Origin of the sequence: Mycolicibacterium sediminis, assembly GCF_010731735.1 — a bacterium.
Lineage (GTDB): Bacteria > Actinomycetota > Actinomycetes > Mycobacteriales > Mycobacteriaceae > Mycobacterium > Mycobacterium sediminis.
This window is the reverse complement of sequence record NZ_AP022588.1, coordinates 2,597,809-2,623,355: the sequence shown is the minus strand read 5'-3', so window position 1 is coordinate 2,623,355 and position 25,547 is coordinate 2,597,809. Positions and strand designations below refer to the sequence as shown.

General features: G+C 70.5%; 23 protein-coding genes. 8 read left to right on the top strand and 15 right to left on the bottom strand.

Annotated features, from left to right (window positions below):
- Nucleotides 1-15: 15 nt before the first annotated feature.
- Together G6N64_RS12580 and G6N64_RS12575 are read right to left on the bottom strand one after the other, a co-directional pair.
- Nucleotides 16-309 (bottom strand): DUF3017 domain-containing protein, encoded by a 294-nt coding sequence (locus G6N64_RS12580; protein ID WP_163797366.1) that lies wholly within the window; start codon nucleotides 307-309, stop codon nucleotides 16-18.
- Complete coding sequence (locus G6N64_RS12575) at nucleotides 306-1,160, bottom strand: bifunctional methylenetetrahydrofolate dehydrogenase/methenyltetrahydrofolate cyclohydrolase (protein ID WP_163797365.1); 855 nt, start codon at nucleotides 1,158-1,160, stop codon at nucleotides 306-308. The genes G6N64_RS12580 and G6N64_RS12575 overlap by 4 nt, the downstream gene beginning before the upstream one ends.
- 26 nt (nucleotides 1,161-1,186) lie before the next feature.
- Here G6N64_RS12575 and G6N64_RS12570 point away from each other — a divergent pair, with 26 nt between their 5' ends.
- Nucleotides 1,187-2,386 carry an NADH:flavin oxidoreductase gene (locus G6N64_RS12570; RefSeq protein ID WP_163797364.1) on the top strand — a complete coding sequence of 400 codons (1,200 nt, stop codon included), beginning with the start codon at nucleotides 1,187-1,189 and terminating at the stop codon, nucleotides 2,384-2,386.
- A 67-nt stretch (nucleotides 2,387-2,453) separates the two neighbouring features.
- Nucleotides 2,454-5,114, top strand: coding sequence for an ATP-binding cassette domain-containing protein (locus G6N64_RS12565; RefSeq protein WP_163797363.1), 2,661 nt, complete (start codon nucleotides 2,454-2,456; stop codon nucleotides 5,112-5,114).
- On the opposite strand, the gene G6N64_RS12560 is transcribed toward G6N64_RS12565, so the two are convergent.
- Genes G6N64_RS12560 through G6N64_RS12540 form a run of 5 tightly spaced genes read right to left on the bottom strand, consistent with a single transcriptional unit; the run spans nucleotide 5,115 to nucleotide 9,747 of the window.
- Nucleotides 5,115-5,681, bottom strand: a complete 567-nt coding sequence (locus G6N64_RS12560) for a pentapeptide repeat-containing protein (RefSeq protein ID WP_163797362.1) — start codon at nucleotides 5,679-5,681, stop codon at nucleotides 5,115-5,117.
- Between the two features lies 1 nt (nucleotide 5,682).
- Entirely contained in the window at nucleotides 5,683-6,264 is a 582-nt protein-coding gene (locus tag G6N64_RS12555; RefSeq protein WP_163797361.1) for a GTP-binding protein, read from the bottom strand.
- The gene (locus G6N64_RS12550) at nucleotides 6,245-6,619 is read right to left on the bottom strand and encodes a DUF742 domain-containing protein (RefSeq protein WP_163797360.1); all 375 of its coding nucleotides are present in this window, start codon (nucleotides 6,617-6,619) and stop codon (nucleotides 6,245-6,247) included. The genes G6N64_RS12555 and G6N64_RS12550 overlap by 20 nt, the downstream gene beginning before the upstream one ends.
- Nucleotides 6,620-6,625: 6 nt before the next feature.
- Nucleotides 6,626-7,033 carry a roadblock/LC7 domain-containing protein gene (locus tag G6N64_RS12545; RefSeq protein WP_163797359.1) on the bottom strand — a complete coding sequence of 136 codons (408 nt, stop codon included), beginning with the start codon at nucleotides 7,031-7,033 and terminating at the stop codon, nucleotides 6,626-6,628.
- Nucleotides 7,030-9,747, bottom strand: a complete 2,718-nt coding sequence (locus tag G6N64_RS12540; protein WP_163801689.1) for a HAMP domain-containing sensor histidine kinase — start codon at nucleotides 9,745-9,747, stop codon at nucleotides 7,030-7,032. Before G6N64_RS12540 ends, G6N64_RS12545 begins: the two co-directional genes overlap by 4 nt.
- A 233-nt stretch (nucleotides 9,748-9,980) precedes the next feature.
- Between G6N64_RS12540 and G6N64_RS12535 the strand changes: the two genes are divergently transcribed.
- Nucleotides 9,981-10,445: a tRNA (cytidine(34)-2'-O)-methyltransferase gene (locus tag G6N64_RS12535; protein ID WP_163797357.1), complete on the top strand. Its 465-nt coding sequence runs from the start codon at nucleotides 9,981-9,983 to the stop codon at nucleotides 10,443-10,445.
- Here the strand turns inward: G6N64_RS12535 and G6N64_RS12530 are convergent, their stop codons facing one another.
- From G6N64_RS12530 to G6N64_RS12520, 3 genes are all read right to left on the bottom strand, one after another.
- Nucleotides 10,446-11,099, bottom strand: coding sequence for a nitroreductase family protein (locus G6N64_RS12530; RefSeq protein ID WP_163797355.1), 654 nt, complete (start codon nucleotides 11,097-11,099; stop codon nucleotides 10,446-10,448).
- A gap of 111 nt (nucleotides 11,100-11,210) precedes the next feature.
- On the bottom strand, nucleotides 11,211-14,504 hold the full coding sequence (locus tag G6N64_RS12525; protein ID WP_163797353.1) for an error-prone DNA polymerase: 3,294 nt from the start codon (nucleotides 14,502-14,504) through the stop codon (nucleotides 11,211-11,213).
- A 32-nt stretch (nucleotides 14,505-14,536) separates the two neighbouring features.
- Nucleotides 14,537-15,109 carry a dihydrofolate reductase family protein gene (locus G6N64_RS12520; RefSeq protein WP_163797351.1) on the bottom strand — a complete coding sequence of 191 codons (573 nt, stop codon included), beginning with the start codon at nucleotides 15,107-15,109 and terminating at the stop codon, nucleotides 14,537-14,539.
- A 188-nt stretch (nucleotides 15,110-15,297) separates the two neighbouring features.
- On the opposite strand from G6N64_RS12520, the gene G6N64_RS12515 reads away from it, so the two are divergent.
- The 5 genes from G6N64_RS12515 (at nucleotide 15,298) to G6N64_RS12495 (ending at nucleotide 19,298) form a co-directional block, all read left to right on the top strand.
- A complete protein-coding gene (locus tag G6N64_RS12515; RefSeq protein WP_163797349.1) occupies nucleotides 15,298-16,002 on the top strand; it encodes a histidine phosphatase family protein in 705 nt (234 codons plus the stop codon).
- A gap of 76 nt (nucleotides 16,003-16,078) precedes the next feature.
- Nucleotides 16,079-16,777 (top strand): DUF899 domain-containing protein, encoded by a 699-nt coding sequence (locus G6N64_RS12510; RefSeq protein WP_163801688.1) that lies wholly within the window; start codon nucleotides 16,079-16,081, stop codon nucleotides 16,775-16,777.
- A complete protein-coding gene (locus G6N64_RS12505; RefSeq protein WP_163797347.1) occupies nucleotides 16,774-17,244 on the top strand; it encodes an SRPBCC family protein in 471 nt (156 codons plus the stop codon). The genes G6N64_RS12510 and G6N64_RS12505 overlap by 4 nt, the downstream gene beginning before the upstream one ends.
- 17 nt (nucleotides 17,245-17,261) lie before the next feature.
- Nucleotides 17,262-18,026: an SDR family NAD(P)-dependent oxidoreductase gene (locus G6N64_RS12500; RefSeq protein WP_163797345.1), complete on the top strand. Its 765-nt coding sequence runs from the start codon at nucleotides 17,262-17,264 to the stop codon at nucleotides 18,024-18,026.
- Between the two features lie 39 nt (nucleotides 18,027-18,065).
- Nucleotides 18,066-19,298 carry an HNH endonuclease signature motif containing protein gene (locus G6N64_RS12495; protein WP_163797343.1) on the top strand — a complete coding sequence of 411 codons (1,233 nt, stop codon included), beginning with the start codon at nucleotides 18,066-18,068 and terminating at the stop codon, nucleotides 19,296-19,298.
- 148 nt (nucleotides 19,299-19,446) lie between these two features.
- Here G6N64_RS12495 and G6N64_RS12490 read toward each other — a convergent pair whose 3' ends face one another.
- From G6N64_RS12490 to G6N64_RS12470, 5 genes are read right to left on the bottom strand one after another with little or no spacing between them, the layout of a single operon-like run.
- Nucleotides 19,447-20,790: an AMP-binding protein gene (locus G6N64_RS12490; protein WP_163797341.1), complete on the bottom strand. Its 1,344-nt coding sequence runs from the start codon at nucleotides 20,788-20,790 to the stop codon at nucleotides 19,447-19,449.
- Nucleotides 20,783-21,427: a phosphohydrolase gene (locus tag G6N64_RS12485; RefSeq protein WP_163797339.1), complete on the bottom strand. Its 645-nt coding sequence runs from the start codon at nucleotides 21,425-21,427 to the stop codon at nucleotides 20,783-20,785. The genes G6N64_RS12490 and G6N64_RS12485 overlap by 8 nt, the downstream gene beginning before the upstream one ends.
- The gene (locus tag G6N64_RS12480) at nucleotides 21,420-23,303 is read right to left on the bottom strand and encodes a VWA domain-containing protein (protein WP_163797337.1); all 1,884 of its coding nucleotides are present in this window, start codon (nucleotides 23,301-23,303) and stop codon (nucleotides 21,420-21,422) included. The genes G6N64_RS12485 and G6N64_RS12480 overlap by 8 nt, the downstream gene beginning before the upstream one ends.
- A complete protein-coding gene (locus G6N64_RS12475) occupies nucleotides 23,288-23,950 on the bottom strand; it encodes a potassium transporter Kef (RefSeq protein WP_163797335.1) in 663 nt (220 codons plus the stop codon). Before G6N64_RS12475 ends, G6N64_RS12480 begins: the two co-directional genes overlap by 16 nt.
- Nucleotides 23,947-25,518 carry an AAA family ATPase gene (locus tag G6N64_RS12470; RefSeq protein WP_163797333.1) on the bottom strand — a complete coding sequence of 524 codons (1,572 nt, stop codon included), beginning with the start codon at nucleotides 25,516-25,518 and terminating at the stop codon, nucleotides 23,947-23,949. Before G6N64_RS12470 ends, G6N64_RS12475 begins: the two co-directional genes overlap by 4 nt.
- Nucleotides 25,519-25,547 lie beyond the last annotated feature (29 nt).

Genomic DNA, 25,547 nt, shown 5'->3' with positions numbered 1-25,547 from the left:
GGCAACATCGAGCGGCTAGCTCGTCCCCAACGGGTCGATCGTCCACGCGATGTAGAGCATCGCGGCGCTCACCGAGGCGGTGGTGGCGAAGTCGATGGTCCGCGAGCGCACGACCAGGAGTCCCGCCCGGTCCTCGGAGAGGGCGAGTCGCATCGCCGCGGCGACCCCCACGCCGATCGCGAGGACGAGCGCACCACGGCGCCAGTATCCCGCGACCACCAGGACGAACGCCGCCACGAAGAACAGTCCGACCGTCAGGATCGGCCACTGCCCGGCGACCACCTTGCGGACGAACTCTCTTGGCGTCAAAGCACTTTCGCCTCGTCGGCTTCGACGACGTTCGTGAGCAGGAACGCCCGGGTCAGCGGTCCGACCCCGCCCGGGTTCGGCGACACGTGCCCGGCGACGTCCCACACGTCGGGCGCCACGTCGCCGACGAGCTTCCCGGCGTCGTCGCGGCTCACCCCGACGTCGACGACGGCGGCGCCGCGCTTGACCATCTCGGCGGTGACCATGTGCGGGACGCCCGCGGCGGCGATGACGATGTCGGCCTCGAGGGTGAGCTGCGGCAGGTGGCGAGTCGCGGTGTGGCACAGCGTGACCGTCGCGTTCTCGGAACGACGCGTCAGCAGCAGGCCCATCGGGCGGCCCACCGTGACGCCGCGGCCGATGACCACGACGTGGGCGCCGGCGATCTCCACCTCGTAGCGGCGAAGCAGGTGAACGATGCCGCGCGGGGTGCACGGCAGCGCGGCGGGCTCGTTGAGCACCAGCCGGCCCAGGTTGGTGGGATGGAGGCCGTCGGCGTCCTTGGCGGGGTCGATGCGTTCGAGGGCGGCGTTCTCGTCCAGGTGCTTCGGCAGCGGGAGCTGCACGATGTACCCGGTGCACTCCGGGTTGGCGTTCAGCTCGTCGATCGTCTCCTCGAGCATCGACTGGCTGATGTCGGCGGGCAGGTCGCGCCGGATCGAGGTGATGCCGACCTTCGCGCAGTCGGCGTGCTTGCCCCGCACGTAGGCGTGCGATCCGGGGTCGTCGCCGACCAGGACCGTGCCCAGGCCGGGGGTACGCCCAGCCTTGGTGAGGGCCGCGACCCTCGTCTTCAGATCCTCGAAGATCTCGTCGCGCGTGGCCTTGCCGTCCAGAGTGATCGCTCCCACGGGGCCATTGTGGCAGGCTCCGGTGAATGAACACTCAGCCCAATGTGTTCACCGATGTCTTCAGCCCAGCCCGGCTGGGTCCGGTGACGCTGCGCAACCGCATCATCAAGGCCGCGACCTTCGAGGCAGCCACCCCGAACGCACTGGTCACCGACGACCTGATCAACTATCACCGGCTTCCCGCCGCGGGTGGCGTGGGCATGACGACCGTCGCCTACTGCGCGGTGGCGCCGGGCGGACGCACCGACGGATGGCAGATCTGGATGCGGCCCGAGGCCGTGCCCGGCCTGCGCCGCCTGACCGACGCGATCCACGCCGAGGGCGCGGCGATCAGCGCTCAGATCGGGCATGCCGGTCCCGTCGCCAACGCCCGGACCAACAAGGCGCCTGCCCTCGCGCCGGTGCGGTTCTTCAACCCGTTGTCGATGCGCTTCGCGAGGAAGGCCACCCGCGACGACATCGCCGAGGTGACCAGGGCCCACGCCAACGCCGCCCGGCTGGCCGTCGACTCCGGCTTCGACGCCGTCGAGGTGCACCTGGGCCACAACTACCTCGCCAGTTCCTTCCTCAGTCCACTGCTCAACCGACGCAAGGACGAGTTCGGCGGGTCGCTGGAGAACCGGGCCAAGGTCGCCCGCGGCGTCGTGCGCGCCGTCCGGGACGCGGTGGGCGACCAGATCGCCGTCACCGCAAAACTGAACATGACCGACGGGGTCCGCGCCGGAATTCCGATGGACGAGTCCATCCAGACCGCGAAGTGGCTCGAGGAGGACGGCGGACTCGACGCACTGGAACTGACCGCGGGCAGCTCGCTGGTCAACCCGCTGTACCTCTTCCACGGCGACGCCCCGATCAAGGAGTTCGCCGGCGCCTTCAAGCCCCCGCTGAGCTGGGGCATCCGGATGACCGGGAAGAAGTTCTTCCGCGAGTACCCCTACCGCGAGGCGTTCCTGCTGGACAAGGCGCGCCGGTTCCGCGCCGAACTGACGATGCCGCTGATCCTGCTCGGCGGCATCACCAACCGCGAGACGATGGACCTGGCGATGGCCGAGGGATTCGACTTCGTCGCGATGGGACGCGCCCTGCTCGCCGAGCCCGACCTGATCAACCGCATCGCCGACGACGGAGAGGCCCGCTCGGTCAGGTCGGCGTGCACGCACTGCAACAAGTGCATGGCCACCATCTACACCCACACCCACTGCGTGGTGACGGGCATGCCCGGCTGAGATCCACCCCGACACCCGCGGCGAGGGCCGGACGGAGACGACGCCCCAACCGATAGAGTCGGTTCCGATGACGCGACCAGCCCCGCCCGCCCTGACAGTTCGCCACGACGGGTCGGCCCGGACCTTCGCGGCCGGCAACGACGTGGTGATCGGCCGTGACCTGCGGGCCGACATCCGCATCGCCCACCCGCTGACCTCTCGGGCGCACCTGCTCCTCAGATTCGACCAGGGGCGCTGGCTGGCGATCGACAACGGCTCCCTCAACGGGATCTACGTCAACGGCCAGCGCGTCCCCGTCGTCGACATCACCGACGGCCTCAGTCTCAACATCGGCAATCCCGACGGCCCCCGGCTGTCCTTCGAGGTCGGCCGACACCAGGGCGCGGTCGGCTCACCACCGCCGACCGCCGCGGTGCCCGTCGCAGGCCGGCCGAGCGCCTCCTGGCCGACGCAGCCACCCGGGACCATGCCACCCGGGACCATGCCTCCGCCGCGCGGCGGATACCCCTCGGGACAGCAGCCGCGCTACCCGTCGGGGCCGTCGGCCGCACCGCCACCCAGCGGCGGCCGGGCCTACCCCAGTGGACCGCAGACCGGCTATCCCGGTGCGCCGCAGGGATACCCGAGCGCGCAGCAGCAGCGGTACGCGCCGCAGCCGTCGCAGCCCATCTCGGGACCGTCGGCGGAGCCGGTCACCCGACTCGGTCCCACTGCCGCGCCGCGGCAGAGCGAGGGCAACCTCGCCACGAGCATGATGAAGATCCTGCGGCCGGGACGCGCACCCGACGCGCCCGCGGGGTCGGTCAAGATCGGTCGCGCGACCGACAACGACATCGTCATCCCCGACGTGCTGGCCGGTCGCCACCACGCCAGCCTGGTGCTCACACCCGCGGGCACCGAGATCGTCGACAACCGCAGCATCAACGGCACGTTCGTCAACGGCACCCGCGTCGAGGCGGCGCTGCTGCGCGACGGCGACGTGGTCACGATCGGCAACGTCGACCTCGTCTTCTCCGGCGGCAGCCTGGCCCGCCGCACCCAGACCGAGGCCGCGGCGACGAAGACCGGCGGCCTCGAGGTCAACGGCGTCACGTGGACCATCGAGGGCAACAAGACGCTGCTGAACAACATCTCGCTGGCCGCGCGCACGGGCACGCTGACCGCGGTGATCGGTCCGTCCGGTGCGGGCAAGTCGACGTTCGCGAAGCTCGTCGCCGGCTACACCCACCCCACCAGCGGCACCGTGACCTTCGAGGGTCACGACATCCACTCCGAGTACGCCTCGCTCCGCTCCCGAATCGGCATGGTGCCGCAGGACGACGTGGTGCACGGCCAGCTCACGGTCAAGCAGGCCCTGATGTACGCCGCGGAACTCCGGCTCCCCCCGGACACCACCAAGGAGGACCGCGAGCACGTCGTCATGCAGGTCCTCGAGGAACTCGAGATGACCAAGCACCTCGAGACCCGCGTCGACAAGCTCTCCGGCGGCCAGCGCAAGCGCGCGTCGGTCGCACTCGAACTCCTCACCGGCCCATCGCTGCTGATCCTCGACGAGCCGACCTCGGGTCTGGATCCCGCGCTCGACCGCCAGGTCATGACGATGCTGCGCCAGCTCGCCGACGCGGGCCGCGTGGTCCTCGTCGTCACGCACTCGCTGACCTACCTCGACGTGTGCGACCAGGTGCTGCTCCTCGCGCCGGGCGGCAAGACGGCGTTCTGTGGCCCGCCCGACCAGATCGGCGCGCAGCTGGGCACCACCAACTGGGCCGACATCTTCAGCACGGTCGCCGGCGATCCCGACGCGGCCAGCAGGCGCTACCTGGAGATCAACGGTCCGCCGCCGCCCGCGCCACCGGCGGAGCAACCCGCCGACCTCGGCAGTCCCGCCGCCACCAGCGTGATGCGCCAGTTCTGGACGATCGCGCGACGGCAGATGCGGCTCATCGTCTCCGACCGGGGTTACTTCATCTTCCTGGCGGTGCTCCCGTTCATCATGGGCGTGCTGTCGCTGTCGGTCCCCGGCAGCACCGGCTTCGGGCAACCCTCACCGGTGGGCGACGCGCCCAACCAGCCGGGCCAGGTCCTGGTGCTGCTCAACGTCGGCGCCATCTTCATGGGCACCGCGCTGACCGTCCGCGACCTCATCGGCGAGCGGGCGATCTTCCTGCGCGAACAGGCGGTGGGTCTGTCCACCTCCGCCTACCTGCTGGCGAAGGTCTCCATCTACTCGGTGTTCGCGCTCGTGCAATCCGGCATCGTCACGGCGATCACGCTGATCGGCGTCGGGTTGCCCAAGAACGGCGCCGTGGTGCTGGGCAGTAGTGAGACGGCTGCGGCGTTCGAGCTGTACCTCGGCATGGCCGCGACCACCATCTGCGCGGCCACGGTCGGTCTGGCCCTGTCGGCGCTGGCGAGGACCAGCGACCAGATCATGCCGCTGCTCGTCGTGGCGGTCATGTCTCAGCTGGTGTTCTCCGGCGGCCTGATCCCGGTCACGGGCCGGGCCCCGCTCGACCAGATGTCGTGGGTGACGCCCGCTCGCTGGGGGTTCGCCGCGACCGCGTCGACGGTGGGGGTCACCGACATGGTGAAGCCGCCGATCATGCCCGACGACTCCCACTGGAAGCACGACTCGGGCGCCTGGATCCTCGACATGGCGATGCTGGGCGGCCTGTCGATCTTCTATCTGTGCTTCGTGCGGTTCAAGATCCGGCTCAAGTCCGGCTAGTCAGTCGCCGATGACCAGCGCGTGCGCCACGGCGTAGGCGATCGCCTGGTCGACGTCGACCTTGGCGCCGCGGATCTTCGCCGTCGTCCAGAACGTGGCGTCGACGCGCGCGCCGCGCAGGTCGGCCTCCTCGAACTTCGCGTCCTGCGTGCGGGCACCGGTGAGGTCGGCGCGGCGCAGCACCGCCTTGCGGAGGTCGGCGCCCACGAGGCTCGCCTCGCGCAGCCGGCAGTCGCTGAGGTCCACCTTCTGGAGGTCGCAGCCACCGAGCACGGTCAGGCTCAGATCGACCTCGGCCAGCGTGATGGGGCGGAACCGGGTGTCCGTGAAGACCGACCCCAGCAGGGAGCACTGCCGAAACACGCCGTGCAGCAGCGAGGCCCGACGGAAGTCGCAGTTGCGGAACGCCGAGCCCAGGTGCTCCGACTCGGTGAGGTCGACACCGCCGAAGTCGCAGTCGGTGAAGACGACCCGCTCGGTGCGGATCCGGCTCAGGTCCTCGCCGCGGAAGTCGTGCCCGACGAACTCGCGGTCGACCCACACGTCGTCGGCATGGGAATCCGCCACGTCAGTGCGATGACGCCGTCAGGCTCGTCAGTGCGTACTCGGCGACGGTGATCAGAGCGGCCCGCGCCGACTGCCGGTCCCGAGCGTCCACTCCCACGACGGGAACGTGGTCGGGTAGCGCGAGCGCCTTTCGCACGGCGAACCCGGGGTGACGCGGGGCGTCGTCGAACTCGTTGACCGCCACGATGAACGGCAGTCCGCGGGCCTCGAAGAAGTCGACGGCGGCGAAGCTGTCCTGCAGACGGCGGACGTCGACGAGGATGATCGCTCCGATGGCGCCGCGGACCAGGTCGTCCCACATGAACCAGAAGCGCCGCTGCCCGGGCGTCCCGAACAGGTAGAGCACCAGGTCGTCGGCGAGGGTGATGCGGCCGAAGTCCATCGCGACGGTGGTGGTGTTCTTGTCCGGCGTCGCGTCGAGGCCGTCGAGCCCGGACGAGGCCGTGGTGACGATGGCCTCCGTGCGCAGCGGCATGATCTCCGAGACGGCGCCCACGAAGGTCGTCTTGCCGGCGCCGAAGCCGCCGGAGATGACGATCTTCGTAGCCGAGGAGCGCTGGGGCTCAGAGTGCCCGTAGGCCACGCAGCGTCCTCCCTATGAGTTCTCGTCGTTCGTCCGTGGTCGCCGTGTCGGACAGCGTCGCGTGCACCCGAAGATACCCCTGCACCACGAGATCTCCGATGAGCACGCGCGCGACACCGAGGGGAATCGAGAGACGCGCCGCGATCTCCGCGACGGACGGGCCGTCGGTCGCGAGACGGAGAATTCTGGCGCTGACGTCGTTGACCTGACGGTGCGTGTCCGTCCCGGCGTCGACGGTCTCGACGGGCGCCTCGAGCGGTAGGTCGACGCGCGGGCTGGTGCGCCCGGCGGTCAGGACGTAGGGCCGGACCAGGCTCGCCTCAGGCTGCGGTTCCCTGGGCTCCCATGAATCCACGCCGGCTCACGATCGCTGCGCGGTGCGCCGCGCCGACTGGATGACGGTGCCGACCCGCTCGACCAGGATCGCCATCTCGTAACCGATCTGACCGATGTCGCACGACCTGGTCGCGAGCGTCGCGAGGTGTGACCCGTCGCCGACCCGCATCAGCAGGAGGTAGCCGTTCTCCATCTCGACGACCGACTGCAGGACGTACCCGCCGTCGAACAGCTGCGCCGCGCCCGCCGACAGGCTCGCCAGCCCGGACGACACCGCCGCCAGTTGGTCGGCCCGCTCCCCCGGCATGTGCGCGCTGGACGCCATCAGCAGTCCGTCGGCCGACACCAGGATGGCGTGCGATACACCGGACACCTCGTCGGCGAATCTGGCCACCAGCCAGTCGAGCGATTCACGCGGGACGGGACGGGTCATTCGCGGTCTGTCTCCCTGCTCTCGCGGACGCGGCTACGCCCGGCGTGCACGCCGCCGAAGTGGCTGCTCATGCTCGCGCGGACGGCCTCGGGATCGCGTGCGGGCTGCGGGTGGTCGATCGGATGGGCGGCGCCGTTGCCGAAGCCGTTCGTCGGCCCGTCGGGGCGATCGTCCTGATCGTCGGCGGCTCCGGGCACCAGTCGAGCACCAGGCTGTCGCACCGGCAGCCCCTCCTCGGTGTGCTCGGCGACGGGTGCCTGCTCGGCGGCCGCCGCGGCGGACCAGCCCTTGTCCCACACGGTCTGCCAGTCGAGGTCGGTGCTTTGGGCCAGGTCGTTGGGATCGTCGATCAGCCACTCGGACAGCATCGTCGAGAAGATGCTGCCGTCGCCCTCGTCGGGTGCCCGGGCCGCGGGCTCGGCCGGCGGCACGTCGACCTCGTCGTGCCTCTCGGCGGCCTGACCCCGTGAGGCGAAGAACGCCGAGGTGTCGGTTGGAGCCTGCCGCGGCGGCTCGACGTAGGGCGCCGACCGGGCAGGGACGTACTCCTCGGGCCACGTGTCCTCGGGCCAGTCGTCCTGCTCGGGCCGCCGCTGCTCGCGCCTGGCGACGGGCGCGAGTTCGGTGAAGCCGGGCGGGCCGGACGGGATGTCGGAGATCCCGCTCGCACCGGGGCTGCGCTGCGGCAGGAAGGACACCGGGACCGCCTCGGCGGTGGGCCGCTCGACGGGGTCGGGGTCGGGTGGCGCCGAGGGGAGCGGCGGCGCCATGCGGGGCGGGGCCTGCACGGGGATGTTCTCGGTCACCGCGCCGTGGTCGGATGGCTCGGCCGCGACGGGCACCCCACCGCGCAGCAGCAGTTCGGCGGGCACGTACACCCCGGCCGTCGTGCCCGAACTCTGGTCGCCGGCGATGGTGCTGCGCAGCCGGACCACGAGACCGTGCTGGGCGGCGAGCCTGCCGACCACGAAGAGCCCCATGTGACGTGCGGTGTACGGGTTGACCTCGCCGCCGGACTGCAGGCGGGTGTTCGCGACGCGCAGGTCCGCCTCGGTCATCCCGAGCCCCGCGTCGCCGACCTCGAGCACGAGCCCGCCGTTGCCGGTGTGCACGGCCGACACCCGCACCTGGGAGTTCGGCGGTGAGTAGCGCAGCGCGTTGTCGAGCAGCTCGGCCAGCAGGTGCACGAGGTCACCGGCCACCTCGCCGACCACCTCGCTCTCGGGCACCTCGGAGGTGACGATGCGCGTGTAGTCCTCGACCTCCGAGGCGGCGGCGTCGATCAGTGCGGCGACGGGCACCGGCTCGACCTGGTCGCGGGGCACCTGGGCGCCGGAGAGCACCAGGAGGTTGGCGCCGTTGCGACGCATCCGGGCGGCGAGGTGGTCGAGGCGGAACAGGCTCTGCAGGCGTTCCGGATCGTCCTCGTTGCGCTCCAACCGGTCGATGAGCGAGAGCTGCTGATCGACCAGCGACCGGCTCCGGCGGGACAGCGTCTCGAACATGTCGCCGACCTGGACCTGTAGTCGCGACTGCTCGCCGGCCAGCATCAGCGCCTGCTCGTGCAGCTCGTCGACGGCGTGCGCGACCTGTCCGATCTCCTCGGTGGTGTACACCGGCAGCGGCTGCAGGGCGCCGGGATCCTCACCCGCGCGCAGCCGTTCGAGTTCGCGCGCCAGGTCCTCGTGCGCGACCCTCAGGGCACCGTCGCGCAGTCGCCGCAGCGGGCGGACCAGGGTGCGCGCCACCAGGGCCACCAGGAGCAGGGCGATCAGCAGGGCGGCGCCGACGATCACGGAGTCGCGGATGGCCGCGCTGCGCTGCGTCGCGGCCTCGTCGCCCACAGCGGTCGTGACGGCCGAGGTGGACCGGTCGATCACCTGCAGTGCGATGTCGTTGGTCGCCCGGATCGACTCGGTCATCTCGGGGTTGGCGACCAGCGGCACGGCGGGGTCCGACATCAGCGCCATCCGCTTGACCATCTCGGCCTGGAGGCGTTCCGCGTCGGGTGAGCCGACGCCGAGCACCTGGGCCATGCCGAACAGCGTCGACGGCTCGGTGCCCGCCAGCGTGATCATCGACGTGCGCAGTTCGGGTTCGGGGATGTCGCCGCCCAGGTTGACCAGCAGCTGCTGCATCATCATCTGGCCGCGCGCGCCCATCGCCCGGGACAGCCCGAGCGTCTCGGCGCGGATGCGTTCGTCGTCGACGCGGACAGACCCGTTCACGGCGTCCTCGGCGGTGAGCAGGATGGGCGCGTAGGTGGTGACGCGGTCGCGGAGACCGATGCCGTTGGCCGCGACCTGATCGAGCAGCGCCTGCCCGTCGTCGAGCAGTGAGGTCACCCCGTCGGCGACGTCCGGCACGACGTCGGTGGCCTCGAGCTGACTGCGGAGGTCCCCCTTGGCGCCGTCGAACGCGGTGATCGCCGACTGCGCGTCTCCCCCGGTCGAATTGGCGAGCAGGGCGGCTTCGAGCGCGCCCGTGTAGTCGGAGATCGCGGGCACCATGTCGGCGCGGTCGGCGGCCAACCGGAGACCGTTCGCCTCGCTCCAGCCGGACTGGATCCGCAACCCGCCGAAGGCGCCGGCCAGGAGCAGCGGCACCAGGACGATCGCGAAGACCTTCCACCCGACCGGCCAGTTGCTGATCGACCATCGCGGGGGGCGTTTCGCCGGTCCGCCCGATGCGGGATCACGCACAGCCGACGTCATCACGAACCGGCCGTGGTGCGGGCCGGTCGGCCGTGTGATCGCGTGTCGCTCATGTGACTTCCCGAAGCTCTTCGCCCTCTCGAGGGGCAGGCGCCATCCGCCCGGCAATGTCTGTGAGTATGACAGCGATCACCAGCCGTTTCCACAATTGTCAGGCGGGCGGCAGAGTTCGTGACCGGCCCGTTGCCAGTTCGTGTGCAGAGCGGACACACGGGTCCGTGCATCATCGTCCGATGTTCAACGTGCTGTTCGTGTCGCCGCGCATCGCGCCGAATACCGGCAACGCCATCCGCATGGTGGCCGCAACCGGATGCGAGCTGCATCTGGTCGAGCCGCTCGGCTTCGACCTCTCGGAGCCGAAGCTGCGCCGGGCCGGACTCGATTACCACGACCTCGCGTCGGTGACCGTGCACGCCGACCTCGACGCCGCGTGGGCGCGACTGATGCCCGCGCGGGTGTTCGCGTTCACGGCGCATGCCACGACGTCGTTCGCCTCGGTCCGGTACGAACCCGGCGACGTCCTGATGTTCGGGCCCGAGCCCACGGGACTCCTCCCGGAGACGCTGGCCGACCCGCACGTCACCGAGCGGGTCCGCATCCCCATGCTCGACGGCAGGCGGTCGCTGAACCTGTCGAACGCCGCGGCCGTCGCGGCCTACGAGGCGTGGCGACAGCAGGGCTTCACCGGCGCGGTGTGACTACCAGGTGTTCCAGTGGCTGAGCTGCTCGGCGGGCAGGCGCTTGGCCTTCTTGAAGTCGGTGCCCTTGGTGTAGGCGATCGGGAACAGCCCACCCTGGGCGTACTTGTCGAAGGGGATCCCGAGGATCTCGGCGGCCTGCTTCTCGCCGTCGCCGACCAGGTGCAGCGTGGTCCACGCCGAGCCGAGGCCGCGTGAGCGCAGCGCCAGCATGAAGCTCCACGCCGCGGGCAGGAGCGAACCCCAGTATCCGGCGCTCTGGCTGGCGGACGCGCCGTCCGGGCGACCCTCGAGGCAGGGGATCATCATGGCCGGCACCTCGTGCAGGTGGTCGTTGAGGTACTTGGCGGAGTCGATGACCAGCGGCGTGCGCTCGTCGCGGCTGTCGCCGTACGTGGGCTTCTCGGCGTCGAGGTACGGCGTGGCGTTGGTGCGGTAGATGTCGGCGATCGCCTTCTTCTTCTCCGGGTCGTCGACGAACACGAACTGCCAGCCCTGGGTGTTGGAGCCCGTCGGCGCCTGAAGTGCCAGTTCGAGGCACTCGGTGATGATCTCGCGCGGGACCGGACGCTCCAGGTCGAGACGCTTGCGCACCGACCGGGTGGTGGTCAGGAGTTCGTCGACGGTGAGGTCCAGCGGCTGCGAGGAAGTCATTCTCGGAGACTACATTCGCGCGCTGGGACGCTGATCAGCCGCCGAGTGTGGGTGCTGTGTACGCAATTGGATGAAACCGCGTGCACGAGGCCCACAGTCGGCGAATCGGACCTACTGGAAGTCGCGGGACCTCGACATCACCCGCAGGTCGACGGGACGCAACTGGTCGGCCACCACGGTGACCGCGCCCGTCGCGTTCTGCACGATGCCGCGGATGATCAGTGCCGAGGCCGTCTGCGCGAGTCGGCGTTGCCGCGCCCACACCCCCCGCGAGCACACCACGTTGACCATGCCGGTCTCGTCCTCGAGGTTCAGGAACGTCACGCCCTGCGCGGTGGCCGGGCGCTGCCGATGCGTCACGGCGCCCGCGACCAGCACCCGGGTGCCGTCGGGCACCGACAGCAGCCGGTCGGCGGGGACGACGCCCATCTCCTCCAGCCGTTCGCGCAGGAACTGGACGGGGTGGCTGTCGGGCGAGACGCCGGTGGCCCACACGTCGGCCGCCGTCAGCTCCAGATGTGTCATGCCGGGCAGCGACGGCACGTGCGACGACGATCCGACGCCGGGCAACCGGTCCGCGCGCTGACTGGCCGCCGCCCCCGCCGCCCACAGCGCCTCGCGGCGATCGATGCCGAAGCATCCCAGCGCGCCCCCGGTGGCCAGCGCCTCGGTCTGGGGCACGGACAGCTGGACCCGTCCGGTCAGGTCGACCAGAGACGTGAACGGCCCATTGGCATTTCGGTCGTCGACGATCTGCTGGGCCAGCTCGGTGCCGATGTGACGGACGCTGCCCAGCCCCATCCGCACGTCCAGCCCGGCGTTCTCCAGCGTCGGGTGCGCGAGGCTGGCGTTGACGTCGGGCCCGCGCACCACGACGCCGTGCCGCCGGGCGTCGGCCACCAGCGACTGCGGCGAGTAGAAACCCATCGGTTGCGCCCGCAGCAGGGCGGCGCAGAACACGGCCGGATGGTGCAGCTTGAACCACGACGAGTAGAACACCAGCGACGCGAAGCTCAGCGAATGGCTCTCGGGGAAACCGAAGTTCGCGAACGCCTCCAGCTTCTCGTAGATCCGGTCGGCCACCGGACCGGTGATGCCGTGCTTGGTGCGCATGCCGTCGTAGAACCGGTCGCGCAGCCTGCGCATCTTCTCGGTCGACCGCTTGGAGCCCATCGCCCTGCGCAGCTGATCGGCCTCGGCGCCGGAGAACCCTGCGCAATCGACGGCCAGCTGCATCAGCTGCTCCTGGAACAGCGGCACCCCCAGCGTCTTGTGCAGCGCGGGTTCCATCGACGGGTGGTCGTAGGTGACCTCCTCCTCGCCGTTGCGCCGCTTGATGTACGGATGCACCGACCCGCCCTGGATGGGTCCCGGCCGGATCAGCGCGACCTCGACCACCAGGTCGTAGAACAGCCGTGGCTTCAGCCTGGGCAGGGTCGCCATCTGCGCGCGCGACTCGACCTGGAACACCCCGACCGAGTCGGCGCGCTGCAGCATCTCGTAGACGGCCGGTTCGGACAGGTCCAGCTGCGACAGGTCGACCTCGATGCCCTTGTGCTCGGCGACCAGGTCGATGCAGTAGTGCAGCGCCGAGAGCATGCCGAGTCCGAGCATGTCGAACTTCACCAAACCGATTGCGGCACAGTCATCCTTGTCCCACTGCAGGACGCTGCGGTTCGCCATCCGCGCCCATTCGACCGGGCACACGTCGGCGATGGGGCGATCGCAGATCACCATGCCGCCGGAGTGGATGCCCATGTGCCGGGGCAGGTTCTTCACCTGCAGCGCCAGATCGATCACCGACTCGGGGATGTCCTCGACGTCGGGCGAATCGGGCAGCCCGTTCCACCGGCTGATGTGCTTGCTCCACGCGTCCTGCTGCCCCTGGGAGTAGCCGAGCGCGCGGGCCATGTCGCGGACCGCGCTGCGGCCGCGATAGGTGATGACGTTGGCCACCTGCGCGGCGTAGTCACGGCCGTAGCGGTCGTAGACGTACTGGATGGCCTGCTCCCGCAGATCCGACTCGATGTCGATGTCGATGTCCGGTGGCCCGTCGCGCGCCGGCGACAGGAACCGTTCGAAGAGCAGGCCGTTGGCCACCGGGTCGACGTTCGTGACGCCGAGGGCGTAGCAGACCGCCGAGTTGGCCGCCGACCCCCGACCCTGACAGAGGATGCCGCTCTCCCGACAGAACCGCGTGATGTCGTCGACCACCAGGAAGTAACCCGGGAAGTTCAACCGGGCGATGACCTTCAGCTCGTGCTCGATCTGCGCGTACGCCTGGGGCGCCCGCTCCCGAGGCCCGTACCGCCGCTCGGCGCCCGTCATGGTGCGCTGCCGCAGCCAGCTGTCCTCGGTGTGTCCCTCGGGCACGGCGAAGGGCGGCAGCTGGGGTGCGATCAACGTCAACGCGAAGGAACATTGCTCACCGAGATCGGCTGCAGCGGAGACGATGTCGGGGCAGTGCGAGAACAGTCGGGCCATCTCCTCACCCGACCGCAGGTGCGCGCCACCCAGCGGTGCCAGCCAGCCGGCCGCCTCGTCCATCGAGTTGCGCGCCCGGATGGCTCCCATCGCCATGGCCAGCCTGCCGCGCGACGGCTCGGCGAAGTGCGCGGCGGTGGTGGCGACGACGTTCACCCCGAAGCGCGGCGCGAGCCCCGCCAGGACGGCGTTCTGTTCGTCGTCGAGCGGGTGGCCGTGCCGGTTGAGTTCGACGCTGACGCGATCCGCGCCGAACCTGTCCACCAGATCGGCGAGCGCCGCATCGGCGGCGTCCGGCCCACCCGTCGCGAGGGCCTGCCGCACGTGTCCCTTGCGGCATCCGGTGAGGACGTGCCAGTGGCCACCCGCGGCCTCGGACAGGGTGTCGTAGTCGTAGCGCGGCTTGCCCTTCTCGCCGCCGGCCAGGTGGGCTTTCGCGATCTCCCGGGACAGCCTGCGGTACCCCTCGGGCCCGCGGGCCAGGACCAGCAGGTGTGGCCCGGGCGGGTCGGGATCCTCGGTGCGGGGCACGTTGCCCAGCGACAACTCGGCGCCGAACACCGTCGACACGTCGAGCTCCTTGGCCGCCTCGGCGAACCGGACGACGCCGTACAGCCCGTCGTGATCGGTCAGTGCGATCGCTCGCAGGTCCAGCCGGGCAGCCTCCTCCACCAGCTCCTCGGGCGTGCTCGCGCCGTCGAGGAAGCTGTACGCGGAGTGGGTGTGCAATTCGGCGTACCGCACCGACGAGTTCTGCCGCTTCTCCCCCACCGGCTCGTAGGCGCCGCGCTTGCGTGACCAGGCCGGACTGTCGCCACCGTCACCCGTCGGCTCGGCCATCGGCAGGCCGGCGCGCCTGGGCTTGCTGGTGAGGACGCGGTTCATCTCCGTCCACGTCGACGGCCCGTCGTTCCAGCCCACCCCTCGAATCTAGTCGAACATCCGTTCGACGGCTAGGTCGAGTACGTCGCGATCACGACACCGGTGCTCGTCGACGTGCAGTCGAGCAGGGTCAGCGAGGCGCGTGCGCCCTCGTCGAACAGGCGCCGACCCCGGCCCACCACGATCGGCGCGATCATCAGCACGTACTCGTCGATCAGGTTCGCCGCCGCCAGCGAGGCGATCAGCACGCCACTGCCCATGATCACCAGGTTGGCCTCCGAGCGCCGCTTCAGGGCGGCGACCTCGGCGGGCACGTCGCCGTGCAGCAACTCCGAGTTCGGCCAGCGCAGATCGGTGCCGGCGTCGGCCGAGGCGACGTACTTGCGGGTGCCGTTGAGCGCGTCCTGGAACGGCCCACCCTGGTCGTTCCAGGACGCGAGCAGGTCCTCGTAGGTGCGCCGTCCGAACAGCCACGCGAAGTCGGCCGACATGCGCTCGCCCATCGTCGCGCCGACCACCGGGTCGGCGAAGGGCGTGGCCCAGCCGCCTGCGCCGAAGCCGTCGCGGGTGTCCTCGTCGGGCCGCCCCGGCGCCTGCATCACCCCGTCCAGCGTGACCCAGTTCGTCACGACGACCTTGCCCATGGAGTGAACATATGCGTTCCCGATGAGTACGTCGACACCCCGACCCGCGGCGGATAGGCTCGAGTCACGAGATGCACCGCAGGCGAAAGTGGTTGCGATGCATCTGAAGTCGCGAACGATTCGCCCGAGGCCCTCCCCGAAACGGGGAGGGCTTCACATGTCCCCACCCATGCACCAGACTGGTTCGGGTGTCGTCCCCCAACCGCGTGGTCGCCGCGTTGGCTGCCCTGGTCCTGACTGCGGGCGTGACGAGCGCGCCGGCGTGGGCCGACCGCGACGTCACCATCACCTTCGTGCGGCATGCGGAGTCCGCGGGCAACGCCAGCGGCCTCATCGACACGTCGGTGCCCGGTCCGTCGCTTACGCCGAAGGGCGAGGTGCAGGCCGAGGACGTCGCCGCCGAGCTGGCCACGACGCCGCACGACGGCGTCTACGCCTCCACAATGATCCGCACGCAGCAGACGGCCCAGCCGTTCGCCGACGACATCCATCGCGACGTCGTCGTCCTGCCGGGGCTGCGCGAGATCGAGGCGGGCGATCTCGAGGGCCGGCCCGAGAAGGATGCCGGCGAGGGCTACCTGGGGCCGCTCCGCGCGTGGCTGACCGGCGACCGATCCGCACGCATCCCGGGTTCGATCGACGGCAACGAGTTCGACGCCCGCTTCGACGAGGCCGTGGACACCGTCTACCGCAGCGGCGAGCAGAATCCCGTCGCCTTCTCCCACGGCGCGGCCATCGCGATCTGGACCCTGATGAACACGGTCGACCCGCCACTGGAACTCGCCGAGACGCAATCGCTGCCGAACACCGGGCGAGTGATCGTCCGCGGCAACCCGCACGACGGGTGGACGCTGCTCGACTGGAACGGCGTCCCCGTCGACCCGCCGCGATGAGTTTCCGGCCGGCGCGTGGTCAACACGTCGAGCAGCACCCGTGACTCTCGAGGAGGCATCCGTGACCGAGGAAACCATGACCGCCAAGCCGCCGGTGGTCGACCAGGCGACGTGGCAGTCCGCGCTCGACGACCTGCGCCGCCGTGAGAAGGCGGCCACCCGTGAACTCGACGCCATCGCCGCCGAACGCAGACGGCTGCCGATGGTTCGGATGCCCGAGTACACGCTGATCGGCGAGGACGGGCCGGTCACGCTGGCCGAGGTGTTCGAGGGGCGCAGCCAGCTGATCGTCTACAACCACATGTGGTCCGACGGTGCGGAATGGCAGTGCGGCGGGTGCACCGGATTCACCTCGCAGTTCACCAGATTGGAGTTCCTGGACTCCTACGATGCCCGGTTCGTGATCCTGACGAACGGACCCATCGAGGAGGCGCTGGCATACCGCGACAGGGTCGGCAACCGCATGCAGTGGTACTCGTCGTCGGAGAGTTCGTTCGGCGCCGACGTCGGCGCCGGTCCGGGCGAGGGCTTCGCCGTCAACGTGTTCCTGCGCGACGGCGATGACGTGTACCGGACGTGGCACACCAACGGCCGCGGCACCGAACAGCTCAGCCACACCTTCGCCCTGATCGACCTGCTGCCGTGGGGGCGCCAGGAGGAGTGGCAGGACTCGCCGCAGGGGTGGCCGCAGTCGCCGACCTACTCGAAGTGGCTCGACTCCCCCGACGTCGCACGGGCATACGGGGCCGCGGGCCGGAACGGATCGAGCGCGTGAGCACCGACGAACGCTGGGCCGTCACCAGGACCATCGCCGCCCCACCGGCGACGATCTTCGCCCTGCTGGCCGATCCGAAGCGCCACCGGGACACCGAGCCCAACGACTGGGTGCTCGACGCGGTCGACACCGCACCGCTCACCGAGACCGGTCAGATGTTCGCCGTCAACATGTTCATGGACAAGGCCGGCGGCCACTACGTGATGCACAACGTGGTCACCGAATTCGTACCGGACCGCACCATCGCCTGGCTGCCGGGCCAGCTCACCGATGCCGGCGACCACGACCCGGGAGGGTGGGTCTGGCGTTACGACCTGGTGCCCAGCGCCGCGGGCACCGACGTCACGATCACCTACGACTGGAGCGGGACTCCACAGTCTCTGCGCGACGAGATCGGCAGGCTGCCACCGTTTCCCGAGTCGTTCCTGGGGCAGTCGTTGGACGCCCTGGAGCGCGCCGTGCGCTGACGGGGCATCATGGTGTCGTGACCGGACGACTACGCGACACGGTGTCGCTCGTGACCGGCGCCAGCAGCGGGATCGGCGAGGCGACCGCGCTCGCCCTGGCCGACGAGGGTGCGACGGTCGCCCTGGTCGCTCGGCGGCGGGACCGACTGTCCGACCTCGAGGCGAGGATCACGACCGCGGGCGGGCGTGCCGTCACCATCGAGGCCGACGTGTCCGACCGCGAACAGGCCCTCGCCGCAGTGGAATTCACGGTCCAGCGGCTGGGCCGGTTAGACGTCGTGGTGAACAACGCCGGGGTGATGCGCATCGGCCCGGCCGCCGAGGCCGACCCCTCCGACTGGGAGCACATGCTGTCGATCAACGTCAACGGACTGCTGTACGTCACGCGCGCCGCCCTACCGCACCTGATCTCCGCCGCAGGGGAGTCACCTCGCCGGGTCGCCGACGTCGTCAACATCAGCTCGACGGGAGGCCGCGTCGCCAGACCGGGCACCGCGGTCTACTCGTTGACGAAGTTCGGGATCGGCGCGTTCTCCGAGTCGTTGCGCCAGGAAGTCCTCGGCGCGCGGGTCCGCGTCGGCCTGGTGGAACCCGGCACCGTGCAGACCGAGATCACCGACCACCTGCCCGACGCCGACCGCGAAGCCACGGCTCGGCGCACGGAGGGCATGGTCCCGCTGCTGCCGTCCGACGTCGCCGAGGCCGTGGTCTTCATGGTCACCCGGGACCGCCGCGTCGCCGTCAACGAGATCCTGGTGCGGTCGGCCGAGCAGACCTGGTAGCGGATCGGGCTTGTCGGACCCCGGTGCGATAATGGTGTCATGTCCACCGCCGCAGCCACTTTGGCCGATGAGCGACGCCCCGTGGACCGACTCGACGCATTCTTCGAGGAGATCGCCGAACTGACCGGACAGCGCAACGCCATCGACGGCCGACTCGTCGACATCATCGCCGAAATCGACCGCGACGGACTCTGGGGATCCACCGGCTGCCGCTCCATCGCCGCCCTGGTCGCCTGGAAGACCGGCATCTCCGCCCGCAACGCCGAGACCGTCGTCGCCGTCGCCCAACGCGCCGACGACTTCCCCCGCTGCACCGACGGCCTCCGGGAAGGCCGACTGTCCCTCGACCAGGTCGGCGTCATCGCCGAACGCGCCGCCAACGGCTCCGACGACCACTACGCCGACCTCGCCGAAGTGGCCACCGTCAACCAGTTGCGCAAAGCGGTCAAACTCGAACCGCGACCCGACCCCACCCCGTCGCCGCAACCCACCAGCTTCATCACCAAGACCGTCGGACCCGGCGAGGACTACGCCACCTGGAAGATCCGACTCCCCCGCCTCGACGCCGCGAAATTCGAAGCCGCCCACCAATCCCACCTCGACGCGCTCATCGCGGACTGGAAGGCCGACCAGCACGGCGACGACGAGACCTTCCCCGACGGCGTCGACGCGTTCACCAGCCTGGTCGACGCGGGCTGGGACACCGAGGTGGCCCGCCGACCCCACGGACAACGCACCACCGTCGTCGTCCACGTCGACGCCGACAAACCCGTCGCCGCACTGCACCTGGGCCCACTGCTGGCCGACGACGAACGCCGCTACCTCACCTGCGACGCCACCTGCGAAGTCTGGTTCCAACGCCACGGCCGCGTCATCGGATCCGGCCGCACCACCCGCACCGTCGACCGCCGGCTACGCCGCGTCCTCGAACACCGCGACCGAGGTTGCGTGGTCCCCGGCTGCGGCGCCACCCGCGGCCTGCACGCCCACCACATCGTCCACTGGGAAGACGGCGGGCCCACCGAACCATCGAACCTGGTCCTGCTGTGCCCGTTCCACCACCGCCACCACCACCGCGGCGCCATCACCATCACCGGACCCGCCGACCACCTCGTCGTCACCGACGCCGACGGCCGCGAACTCACCGGCGCATCACTGGCCCGACCACCCACCACTGCACCGCCGGACGTGCCGCCCTGCCGCGGACCACTCGGCGAACGCGCCCAATGGTGGTGGTACACACCCTTCCAACCACCACCGACGAACAACTAGCCGTTCCCGGGGTCGCGGCCGCCGGCGCATCGGTTACCTTGGCAGCCCGGTGCAGAACAGTGCGTGCCCGGATTGGTTGCGAGACAGGGACGTAGTCGACGTCTGACCGGTGGAGGACCGTTCGGCTGCGGCGCGCGCCGACGAACGACTAGGCGTTCCCGGCCGACGACTGGTAGCGGCGCGGCTTGCCCGGCCCGAGGTCGGCGAGCGATGCCACGCGAATGACCTCGACGGGACGGCCGAGCAGGAGTTCGAGGCATTCGGCCACCCGCGCGCGGTCACCCGACGCGATCACCGCCGACGTCTGCCCGTCCTCGCGCTGCGTGACGGTCCACCCGCGGGCACCCGCCGCCTGCAACTGCTGGGTGAGGTCCACGCATGGCACCGTCGCACCGGACGCGGCCACGAATGTGGTCGGCGCACGGCCTTCGAGGTCGGCGAGCGCCGGACGTCCCCGGTGCGTGACCAGGCGAGCACGGTCGCCGGTGCGGTAGCGAACCAGTGGCAGATAGGCGTTCTCGCCACTGGTCACCACGACCTCGCCGCTCTCGCCGGCGGGCGTGGGTGAGCCGTCGTCGTCCAGCACCTCGACGTGCACCCGACGTTGCGCGACCTCGAACGGTCCGCCGTCGGCGCTGACGGCGATCGGCCGGGTCTCGTGCAGCCCGTAGACGTCGAGAACCGCGCACCCGTAAGCGGTTTCGAGGGCGTGTCGCAGCGACGCCGTCAGCGAGGTCGCACCGGAGATCAGCCCGAGGGGACGCAGCGCGCCCACCAGCGCAGGCTCCAGCAGCACCTCCAACGAGGTCGGCGACCCGCTGATGACCTGCGGGTCGGCGTAGCGCAAAAACTCGTCGCGCTGTTCGGCTCGTCCCGGCCATGAGTCGGGATGAAGGTTGAGCCGCGCCATCAGCGCCTCCCCGAAGGCGGGAACGACGGACGCGTACGTGAACGCCTGGCGCTGAAACACCACCTGGGCCAACGCCAGCCGCGCGGGACTGGGAGACCAGTGCTCACCGACGAGGCCCCGCAACCAGTGGAAGCCGCGCGCCAACTCATCGGGGTCGTCCGGCATCACCAGCGCCGCACCGGTACTGCCCGAACTCGTCCCGTGCAGCATCCTGTCCAGGTCGACCCCGGACGGGACGAAGGCCGCGATGTCGTCGACCAGGTCCTCCCGGCTGATCAGCGGGAAGTCGGCCAGCGTGCGCAGCGGACGAGGCCAGCGCCGATACGCGCATAGCGACGCGGCCAGCTCGAGGTGCCGCGGTAACCAATCGTCGAGCGGCAGTTGACGGGTGGCCGCTTCCTGCTGAGCCCGATCGAGACGGTGGCCGGTCCGGTGTCGCCAGGGGGGAGCCGACCGATGGCGCTCGAAGTCGAAGAGACGCGACCGCCCGGACTCGGACAGACCCGGCCATCGTTGCTCGTCGGTGAGCGCCATCCGCGCGCCGGGCACGTAGTCGGGCAGCTCCAACGGGTCGTCACTCATGGTTGTACCGGGCCGCCGCCTCCTCGGCCTTGGCGTCGGCGAGACGACGTTGGACCTCCATGCGGTGTGCGTGGTCGGCCACCGCCTGGGCGAGGGCGCTTTCTCGCCGCACCGAGTCGCGCATCTCGTGGATCGATCGTGCCTGCGCGGAGTCCTCGCCGCGTGGCAGCAGTCCGTTCCACAGCAGGAACGTGCGGACCGCCTCGTCGCGGCGCTCGGCGTCGGTGAGCCACCGGCGCGGCTCGACCAGCGACGCCACGCGGAACGCGAGCGCCAGCACGGCGTCCGCGGCGTGGTCGTCCCGAAGCGGCACGCTGAACGGCCCGACGAGTTCCTGGCTCGCGAACAACCACAGGCCCACGGCAGCACCGAGAACGGACTGCGGCGTACCCCGTCGTCTGATCCGTTCCGCCGCCTCGACGACCCGCGCTCCATCGAACACGTCGCCTGCGAGGGCGACGACGTTCACCGTGTCGACCAGGAAGGACTGCGGTGTCGTACTCAGCCGTGCCGCGACCTCGTCCACCGACGGCCCCTCCCGAAGGCCCGTCCAGACGGCCTCCTCGTCGAGGTTCTCGGCCAGCCAATTGGCCAGCACCGCAGCGGGATCGGGCCGATCGCCGAGGCCGTCAGCCATGATGACCCGCGATCCGTGCCGCGAGGTCGGCGCAGACCCTGGGAGCGCTCGCCATGTCGTCGAGGTAACCCACGTCGTAACCGGCCTCGGCCGCCGGTAGCGCCATGGAACGGGACCGATCCTCGACCAGCAGGGTCGCCGTGTCCACGACCCGCCGGACTCGCGCCGCCACGCCCGCGTAGGCCTCCTGGCCCGTGCCGAAGAACGACGAGAGGCCGTCGTCGGAGAGCACCACGAGGTGCCGGCGTTCGCCGCTGCGGCCACGGTCCTCGGGCGGGTATCTCGCGGCGAGCAGATCCAGCGGGAACGTCGTCCCACCGCCGAAGAACGTCGTCAGCTGCCGCATGACCTCGAGGCGGTCGCGGGTGAACACGCTGCCGCCCGCCACCTGCCCGGGACCCGACCACGACGTCACCCGTACCCGGCCGCCCCCCTTGAGGACCGACAACGTCAGGATCGTCCCGGCGAGCACGGCCGGCGATCCCCTGCTCGGGCGGACCATCGAGCCCGAGGAATCGACGTAGAGGTCCAGCGCCACCCAGTCGCGCGTCTCGGCCGGCTCGTCGGGCAACTCGGTCCGGCGGCGCGTCGTCACCCCCGGGACGACGGTGGGACTCGCTGCGAGAGAGGCGGACCAGTCCAGATCGGTCAGGTCGTCGCCGAGTTCCCAGACCGCCAGCGGCCCGGGGATGGCGTTCGCGGCGGGCGGCCGGCCCCGCTGGGTCAGCGGTCGGATCCACCGCCGCGCCTCGGATTCGTACCAGGCGAGCAGGACCGCGAGCGGATCTGCGCCGGAGAACAGGGCGAGCGTCTCCGCCACGCCGTACGACTGTGCGCCCGAGTCATCTTCGGCATCGACCGACTCCATCGCCGGGTGGACCGGCGGCTCCGACAGCCGCGGATCCCCGAGCACCTCGGCCAGTTCAGCCGCGGTGGGCACCTCGCCCGGTTCCTCGATGCACCCCCCGCCCGCGAGCCCGCCGGGCGGCGTCCCCGACGTCGCGCCCGACACGATGGCCTCGATGACGAGGTACGGCGCCAGGATCATCCCGAAGCTCAACGCTCCGCTCACCGGATCCGCACCGAAGGTGCGCACCGCGTCGGCCAGGAGACCGGCGTCGACGTCGGGCCGAACGGCCTGACCCAGGATCAACTCGTCCTCGACCGCGCGTACGCGTAGCGCCGCGGCGTGGTGAGCGCGTGCCTTGTCCCGATCCCGCTCCCTGACCGAGGACACGTCGATGGCGTCGGGATCGACGTCCTGGCGCCGCCTTGCGGCCTCGACCGCGGCGGCCGGTCCCTCGGGGACTTCTCTGGCGCACAACGACCCCGAGGGCAGCGACCACAACATCTCGTAGGCCCGCAGGATCACCCACCACGCCGAACCGGACGCGCGCGCACCCTCGCGATCCCTGGTCAGCGTCCGCCACATCGCGATCATGTCCGGTTCGCCGACGGGATCGACGCGGCGTTGCATCCGCGCCACGCGTTCGTTGATCAGCATGTCCGACCACAGGTTGGACAGCAGCGCGGCCGTCGACGCCACCGGTAATGATCGACGCGGATCGCTCGCCGTGATCGCCCGGGCCATCTGGTGCAGCAGCGTGAACGACCCGACGCGGGTGCTCGGCGACAACACGTGGTGGCCGATCTCGTGCGCGAAGACGCTGAACAGGTGGCCCTGGGCGCCCTGACGGGCGAGTTCGTCGAGGTCGACGTGCACCGACGGCGGAAAGGAGAACCAGGCGAAGGCCCCCATGCGCGCGTCCCGCACCATCTCGGGGACGTGCACCTGAACACCCCAGAGGTCAAGGGCGCGAACCCATTCCAGCCGTTCGGCATCGTCGGGCGGACGGCCCGTCACGTCGGCCGCCATGGCACGACGTCGGCGAGGAACGACGTCGGACGGACGACCACCTGCGCGGTGTACCGCTCGCTCGCAGACGGCGGGTCGGGCACCACCGGACCGACGGGGTCGAGCGCGTGACCGAACAGATCGGCCTCGATCCGCCAACGCACCGGCCCGACCGCCACCGTCCAGCGGCCGGGACCCTCCGCCACCGGCGCGGTCGGCGGGAACGTCCACACGCCGCCCAGACCGGTGAACCCGCCGAGCCGGGCAAACGGCTGCCAGGAGTCGACCGCCCGCAGCGGCCAGTAGAACCGGTCGAAGGCCTGGCCGGAACCGAACGCCCACAACGCGTCCGGCGGCAGGCCGAGCATGGCGCCGCCCGCGTCCGGCGAGAGCTGCGGAAGGCGAGCCAACGCGTCGGCGCGGATCCCCAGTACCCCCGCGCGCCACGCTGCCACCGACGTCACCGCGAACATCGCGTCCCTCGACCGGGCCAGGTCGGGCGCCGCGCGCAGCGCAGCCGCCACGGCCAGGGCGTACCGGCGCGGATCGCCGCCGAAGTGCGCCACGTTGTCGACCGACGACGCCAGATCCAGGTCCGGCACGCTGGGCAGTTCCGGCTCGGAGCGCACGTCGCCCTCGTTCACCGAGTGGTGTGCGCGTGCGATCACCGTCGACCGCCCTCGAGCCAGTGCAGGTAGTTCGAGTAACGCTGGTACAGGTACTTCAACGCCACGAGGTCGTCGAAGTCGCGGCCGTAGATCTTGCCGACCGCCGAGATCGTCGCGATCCGAGCCTCGATGGTCGTGATCCGACGGGACACGTCGAGCACCCCCAAACCGTCCAGCCCGCCGTTGAATTCGGCGAGCAGCCGGCCCACGGGGTCGTCCTGGTCGATCCCCAGCGCGACGAACTGCCGACCCGCGGCATCGAACAGGTCGATGAGCCAGCTGGCCTGATCGGACGTCAGCTCCGCGTCTGCACCGGTGTCGAAACGAGGATGCGTGAGGTTGGGCAGCAGCTTGCCGCGCAGCGCGAACGGCACCATGGCCCGCACGTCCTCGAGCGTCACGACGTCGTTGCCGCGGAACCACGCCAGCGCCTTGGCGTAGAGGACCAGTGTCTGCAGTGTCCGGACCGAGACCCCGTTCAGGGTCTGCGCGCCCAGATCCACCTGGAGGTCGGCACCGGAGTTGGCGTCGATGACCTGGCCGACGTCGAGGCCGGAGGTGGCCACGACGTCCTTGGTGCGGTACTCGAACCGCCGCCCGCCGTGCTGCACGAACTCGAACTGGCCGACGAAGAACTCCAGCCGCCGACGCACCGCGGCGGGGACCGGCACTGCGCGTATCGCGTCGACCATCGACACCTGCTCGGCCGTCGAGAACACGAGTTCGGCCGGAACGTTGTCCTCCGGTCGGTCGCCCGCCTCGACGCGCGCCACCAGCTCGTCCAGGAAACGGCTGTTGAAGCCGAATGCCTGGACGGTGACGTCCATCCGGTCCTTGAGCGCCTGGATCACCGGGAAGGTGCCGCCGCCGCCGTCGTCGTTGGCCGTGAAGTACCAGCTCTGCACGCCGTGCTCCGGCGCCGTCGTGTGCATCTGGTCGTGGCTCTCGACGTAACCCTCGGCCACCATCGTCAGCAGGGCCGACTGCGTCTTGGTCGGGATGCGGTTGTACTCGTCGACGATCTTGACGCGACCACCCAGCCAGCTCTTCCACGCGATCGTGATCTCGGCCAGGCTGCCCGCCGCCACGAGGTCGCGCGGCAGGGGGATGCCCACCAGGTCGCTCACCGTCAGCTGCGGTTGGCCCTGCTGCACGTGACGTCTGACGTCGGCGGGCTCGGCACCGGCCAGCACCCCCATCAGCACCGCGAGCGTGGTCTTGCCCCGGCCCGGGCCGCCGATCAGGAGACACCGTCCGCCGACGGCGAACGCGAGCAGCGGGACGAGGACGTTGGACGAGTACGCCGGCTCCCTGGGCAGCGTCAGCTGCGCACCGGCGTCGCCCAGCGGGTACGAAACCGCTGTGTCCGAACCGAATTCGACGTCGTAGAACGGCGAGATGACCGCCTTGTTCACCAGCCAGAAGTAGGCGCGGCGCAACTTCTCGTCCAGCGTCGTCGACGGCGCCACCTGCGGTCGGAACAGGTCCGCCGCGGTCAGCCCGGACGCCGGCGCGCCGCCCGACGGCAGCGTCGGCGCCTTCGAGACGTCACTCCACCTGTTGCTCATGCTCCCCCCTTCCCTCGGAGGGTAGCCGG

What these genes read in the sequence shown, in the direction of transcription:
- G6N64_RS12495 (WP_163797343.1), top strand. Translation starts at nt 18,066, where the DNA reads ATGTCCACCGCCGCAGCCACTTTGGCCGATGAGCGACGCCCCGTGGAC.
- G6N64_RS12535 (WP_163797357.1), top strand. Translation starts at nt 9,981, where the DNA reads ATGTTCAACGTGCTGTTCGTGTCGCCGCGCATCGCGCCGAATACCGGC.
- G6N64_RS12520 (WP_163797351.1), bottom strand. Translation starts at nt 15,109, where the DNA reads ATGGGCAAGGTCGTCGTGACGAACTGGGTCACGCTGGACGGGGTGATG.
- G6N64_RS12490 (WP_163797341.1), bottom strand. Translation starts at nt 20,790, where the DNA reads ATGAGTGACGACCCGTTGGAGCTGCCCGACTACGTGCCCGGCGCGCGG.
- G6N64_RS12480 (WP_163797337.1), bottom strand. Translation starts at nt 23,303, where the DNA reads ATGGCGGCCGACGTGACGGGCCGTCCGCCCGACGATGCCGAACGGCTG.
- G6N64_RS12540 (WP_163801689.1), bottom strand. Translation starts at nt 9,747, where the DNA reads ATGACGTCGGCTGTGCGTGATCCCGCATCGGGCGGACCGGCGAAACGC.
- G6N64_RS12565 (WP_163797363.1), top strand. Translation starts at nt 2,454, where the DNA reads ATGACGCGACCAGCCCCGCCCGCCCTGACAGTTCGCCACGACGGGTCG.
- G6N64_RS12510 (WP_163801688.1), top strand. Translation starts at nt 16,079, where the DNA reads ATGACCGCCAAGCCGCCGGTGGTCGACCAGGCGACGTGGCAGTCCGCG.
- G6N64_RS12570 (WP_163797364.1), top strand. Translation starts at nt 1,187, where the DNA reads ATGAACACTCAGCCCAATGTGTTCACCGATGTCTTCAGCCCAGCCCGG.
- G6N64_RS12485 (WP_163797339.1), bottom strand. Translation starts at nt 21,427, where the DNA reads ATGGCTGACGGCCTCGGCGATCGGCCCGATCCCGCTGCGGTGCTGGCC.
- G6N64_RS12470 (WP_163797333.1), bottom strand. Translation starts at nt 25,518, where the DNA reads ATGAGCAACAGGTGGAGTGACGTCTCGAAGGCGCCGACGCTGCCGTCG.
- G6N64_RS12545 (WP_163797359.1), bottom strand. Translation starts at nt 7,033, where the DNA reads ATGACCCGTCCCGTCCCGCGTGAATCGCTCGACTGGCTGGTGGCCAGA.
- G6N64_RS12530 (WP_163797355.1), bottom strand. Translation starts at nt 11,099, where the DNA reads ATGACTTCCTCGCAGCCGCTGGACCTCACCGTCGACGAACTCCTGACC.